This is a genomic window from Pseudoduganella buxea (assembly GCF_009720835.1).
Taxonomy (GTDB): Bacteria; Pseudomonadota; Gammaproteobacteria; order Burkholderiales; family Burkholderiaceae_D; genus Rugamonas; species Rugamonas buxea.
The window spans coordinates 1-4235 of the sequence record NZ_WNKZ01000175.1 but is presented as its reverse complement, the minus strand read 5'-3'; the positions used below and the strand labels follow the sequence as shown (position 1 = coordinate 4235).

The following is a 4235-nucleotide window of genomic DNA, read 5'->3' as shown; positions in this document are numbered from 1 at the left end:
GCACAGGGTGGCGTAGTTGGCGCGCAGCCGGCGGCACAGCGCATCGATGCGCCCGTACAGCGGCAAGGCGTGGCCGATGCGCAGCCAAGGCGCGACATAGCCGGCGTCGACCGGCACGCCCGCGTTCCTGCGCAGGGCCAGCAACGGCAGCAGCTCGGCCGCCGCAAAGCCATGGCCGCCGCCGCAGACCAGGTGCAGGTTCGGCCGCAGCACGGAGACCGTGGCGGCCAGCCCACCGGGGTTCTGGTCGGCGAAGGACACGCTGCCCTGGTCGAGGAAGCGGCGCGGTCCGGGGTCGTCGCCGCCGCCCCACGTGGGCACGGCCAGCGCGATGCGCCATACGCCGTGGGGGTCGGGTTCGGCGTGGGCCAGGTCCACCGTCAGCCGGCTGGCCGGGCGCACCAGCACGGGCAGCCCGTCGGGCATGATCGCCTCCAGGCACGTCAAGGTGACAGCCGTGCCGTCGATGCGGTAGTCCAGCGCCAGCACGCCCCAGTGCAGCGGACAGGCCGCCCGCAGCAGGGCCGGCGCCAGCATCTCCGTGCGCATGGCCCACTGCTGGAACTGCTGCGGGACCAGGCGCATGCCGTCATACCATCGCACCGCCTCGGGCAAGGCGGCCAGCATGGCGCCATCGGGATCGTCGCGCGTCGTCATCGGCTTGCCGGCACCGCGGCCAGCGCGATGTCCTTGTCGGCGAACAGCACGGTGGCCTTCGGGTAGGTGTCGAGCCGCAGCCGATAGGCGCCCTTGCCCTGGTAGTGGGCGAACAGGAGCAGGCCGCTGGCGCGGGCACGGGCGAACGGCGTGGGATTGAGGCGCATGCGCAGGCCCGGGGTCAGTTCGTAGTACCACGTCCGGAGCTTGGGGTAGTCGCGCTTGAAATTCGCCTGCGGATCGAACCACTGCTCGGCACTCAAGGCCTGCAGCTTGGCCAGCAGCTCATCGTCCGGCGGCGCCACCAGCTCCACGGCGAAGGGGGCATTGCCGTTGGCGCCACGGGCCACTTCGAACGACAGGTCCGTCAGCGCGACGGTGGGGCGCAGCAGCTTGCGCGCCGTCTCGCAGGCGGTCAACAGCAGTGCCGCCGCCGCCAGCAGGCAGGCGCCGACGGCATGGCGCGGCGGTAAGGTCCGGGTCAACGACACACCTCCAGTCCCGACAATAAATGTTACTGATAGTTATGTTCGAACGTGGCGCGACCGCCGTCGACGGGACGGCTGCGCGATCGAATCACGCTGCGTCCGGCGCGTTTTGGCGGGCGCATTGCGAACGAATATAGCACCGGCGTCACTGTGGTTTTTTCTTTTTTTTTTTACTTTGGCCCGTTGAAAGTAAAAATCGTTTGGGCGTATTCTGAATAAAGCCAGGTGACTAACTTTTAACCCGGAAGCGCAGTCCCATGGCCGGCCTGCCGCGTCGTCGCGGCCATTGCAAGGGCATTTGCGCGGCTGCCGCCGCCGCATCTTTTCAACCATGGAGACGTTATGTCCGATATCGATAATGGTCAGCACTGGCTCGACCGCAACCGCCCCCCGCGTGTCCAGATCACGTATGACGTGGAAATCGGCGACGCCGTCGAGAAAAAGGAATTGCCGCTGGTGGTCGGGATACTTTCGGACCTGGGCGGCGAAAACAATCACGTCGTCGCCGACCAGGTCTTCCAGGAGATCGACTGCGACAATTTCGACGAGATCCTGAAGGCCATCGGCCCGTCGGCCAGCATCGTCCTGCCCGAGAGCGGCGCCCTGCAGCACGAAGCGGCCCAGGCCCAGGAGGCCGTGTTCCGTTTCGAGAAAATGGAAGACTTCAATCCCGTCTCGCTGCTGAAAATGCACCCGGCATTGGCCGCCTTATTCGAGGAACGGCAGCGCCTGCGCGACATGCTGGCCCGGCTGGACGGCAATGTAAAGCTGGAGGAAAGGCTCGATGCGGCCTTTCGCTCGGCCAGGATGATACCCAACGGCGAAGCCGGCTCGGGTACCACGGACAACACCGTTCAATAGCCGCGTGCGCACATTAATACCGGGAGCAAGCCATGCAAACCGAATCGAATATCGTATTGAGCGGTAACCAGCAAGCCGTCATCGAAGCGACCCAGCTGGAACACGCGGACCGGCAGCTGATCAACCTGGTAATCAAGCCCGGTTATGACGATGCCCAGCAGCGCAATGCGGCGCAGATCCTGAAGACGGCGCTCGACACGGCCAAGGCCAGCTCGAGCGGCGACAGCCAGCCCGTGGCCGTGATCAGCCAGCGCATCGCCGCCATCGACGCCCTGCTGGCCGAGCGGCTCGACCAGATCCTCCACAACGAGCGCTTCCAGACGCTGGAAGCGGCCTGGCGCGGCCTGCACATGCTGGTGTCGAACACGGAAACGAGCACGCGTCTGAAGCTCAAGGTGATGAACATCAGCCGCAAGGGCCTGCAGAACGACCTGGAAAAGGCCATCGCCTTCGACCAGTCGGCCCTGTTCAAGAAGATCTACGAAGAGGAATACGGCACCTTCGGGGGCAATCCGTTCAGCGTGCTGATCGGCGACTACAGTTTCGGCCGCAAGGCCGACGAAGTGGGCATGCTGGCCAAGCTGTCGAACGTGGCGGCGGCGGCGCACGCACCCTTCATCGCCGCGGCCGATTCGAGCCTGTTCGGCCTGGACAGCTTCACGGAACTGGCCAACCCGCGCGACCTGGCCAAGAGCTTCGAAGGCACCGACGCCATCAAGTGGAATGCCTTCCGCGACAGCGACGACGCCCGCTACGTGACGCTGACCTTGCCGCGCATGCTGCTGCGCCAGCCGTACAGCGACAACGGCAATCCCGTCGAGGGCCTGAACTACGAGGAAAACGTGTTCGGCGGCCCGCGCAACTACCTCGCCTCGAACGATCCCGCCATGGGCCCGAAATTCCTGTACGGCGCGCAGGCCCGCCACGAGCGCTACCTGTGGGGCAATCCGGCCTATGCGCTGGGCCTGCGCATCACGAAGGCCTTCGCCCTGTACGGCTGGTGCGCCGCCATCCGCGGCGTCGAAGGCGGCGGCGCCGTGACCAACCTGCCCATCTTCAGCTTCCCGACGGAGGCGACGGGCAAGCTCAAGACCATGCAGTGCCCGATGGAAGTGACGATCACGGACCGGCGCGAAAAGGAACTGAGCGACCTTGGCTTCATGGCCCTGTGCTACAAGAAGCACCACGACCTGGCCGTGTTCTTCGGCGGCCAGACCGTGGCGCGGCCGAAGAAGTACAACAAGGACCTGGCCAATGCCAATGCCGGCATCTCGACGATGCTGCCCTACGTGCTGGCCGCGTCGCGTTTCGCCCACTACGTCAAGGTCATGATGCGCGACAAGCTGGGCTCCTTCGCGGCGCGCGAGCAGGTCGAGCGCTACCTGAACAACTGGGTCGCCGACTACGTGCTGGTCAACGACAACGCGCCGCAGGAGATGAAGGCCCAGTACCCGCTGCGCGAGGCCCGGGTCGACGTCGTCAGCGTGCCGGGGCGGGTCGGCGTCTACCGCGCCACGATGTTCCTGAAGCCGCACTTCCAGCTGGAGGAACTGACCACCTCGATCCGCCTGGTGGCCGACCTGCCGCCGCCAGTCAAGGCTTGACCCCCAACCCGACCCGGAGCACGACATGGATGCAATCATTCTGGACCTCGGCGACGCCATCAAGGGCGACTCGTCGCTGGAAGGCTTCGTCGACAAGATCGAGCTGATGTCCTACAGCCACAACGTGGCGATGCAGGTCACCAATGACGTCAGCAACAAGGAACGCACGTCGGGGCGCCCGCACATCGGCGAGTTCACCGTGACGAAATTCCTCGACGGCGCCACACCCACCCTGAACGCCTACTGCTGCGCCGGCAAGGCGATCCCCACGGCGAAGATCTCGGTGGGCCGCAATGCCGGCGACGACAGCGGCGCCCAGCTGACCCTGATCGTCTACACGCTGTCGAACGTGATCATTTCCAACGTCAGCGTCAGCGGCGGCAGCGGCGGCAAGCCCGTCGAGACGCTGTCGCTGAACTTCACGAAGATCATGTGGGAGCTGACCTCGCAAAAAGACGACGGCAGCAAGGAAGGCACCGCCGCCACCACCTGGGACCTGGCGGCCAACAAGCTGGCCAAGGCGGCCTGATGGCGCGGCCCGCCGCACCGGCCAGGCTGCCGCTGCTCGAGCGCCTGGCGCCGGACGGCCATGGCCGTCCGCTGGACGAGGCCGGGCTGCGCGCGG

5 protein-coding genes are annotated in these 4235 nt (G+C 65.9%); 3 read left to right on the top strand and 2 right to left on the bottom strand.

What is annotated here, in order from left to right; translation table 11 throughout:
- The coding region (tssK, locus tag GM672_RS27190) for a type VI secretion system baseplate subunit TssK (protein WP_170300278.1) at nt 1–657 on the bottom strand (657 nt) is incomplete at its 3' end.
- Nucleotides 654–1142 (bottom strand): type VI secretion protein, encoded by a 489-nt coding sequence (locus GM672_RS27185; RefSeq protein ID WP_155473623.1) that lies wholly within the window; start codon nt 1140–1142, stop codon nt 654–656. The genes tssK and GM672_RS27185, both read right to left, overlap by 4 nt.
- A gap of 345 nt (nt 1143–1487) precedes the next feature.
- On the opposite strand from GM672_RS27185, the gene tssB reads away from it, so the two are divergent.
- From tssB to GM672_RS27170, 3 genes are read left to right on the top strand one after another with little or no spacing between them, the layout of a single operon-like run.
- Nucleotides 1488–2006: a type VI secretion system contractile sheath small subunit gene (gene tssB, locus GM672_RS27180; protein ID WP_155473622.1), complete on the top strand. Its 519-nt coding sequence runs from the start codon at nt 1488–1490 to the stop codon at nt 2004–2006.
- Between the two features lie 32 nt (nt 2007–2038).
- Entirely contained in the window at nt 2039–3610 is a 1572-nt protein-coding gene (gene tssC, locus GM672_RS27175) for a type VI secretion system contractile sheath large subunit (RefSeq protein ID WP_155473621.1), read from the top strand.
- Between the two features lie 25 nt (nt 3611–3635).
- Nucleotides 3636–4139, top strand: coding sequence for an Hcp family type VI secretion system effector (locus tag GM672_RS27170; protein WP_155473620.1), 504 nt, complete (start codon nt 3636–3638; stop codon nt 4137–4139).
- Nucleotides 4140–4235 lie beyond the last annotated feature (96 nt).

What these genes read in the sequence shown, in the direction of transcription:
- GM672_RS27170 (WP_155473620.1), top strand. Translation starts at nt 3,636, where the DNA reads ATGGATGCAATCATTCTGGACCTCGGCGACGCCATCAAGGGCGACTCG.
- tssC (WP_155473621.1), top strand. Translation starts at nt 2,039, where the DNA reads ATGCAAACCGAATCGAATATCGTATTGAGCGGTAACCAGCAAGCCGTC.
- tssB (WP_155473622.1), top strand. Translation starts at nt 1,488, where the DNA reads ATGTCCGATATCGATAATGGTCAGCACTGGCTCGACCGCAACCGCCCC.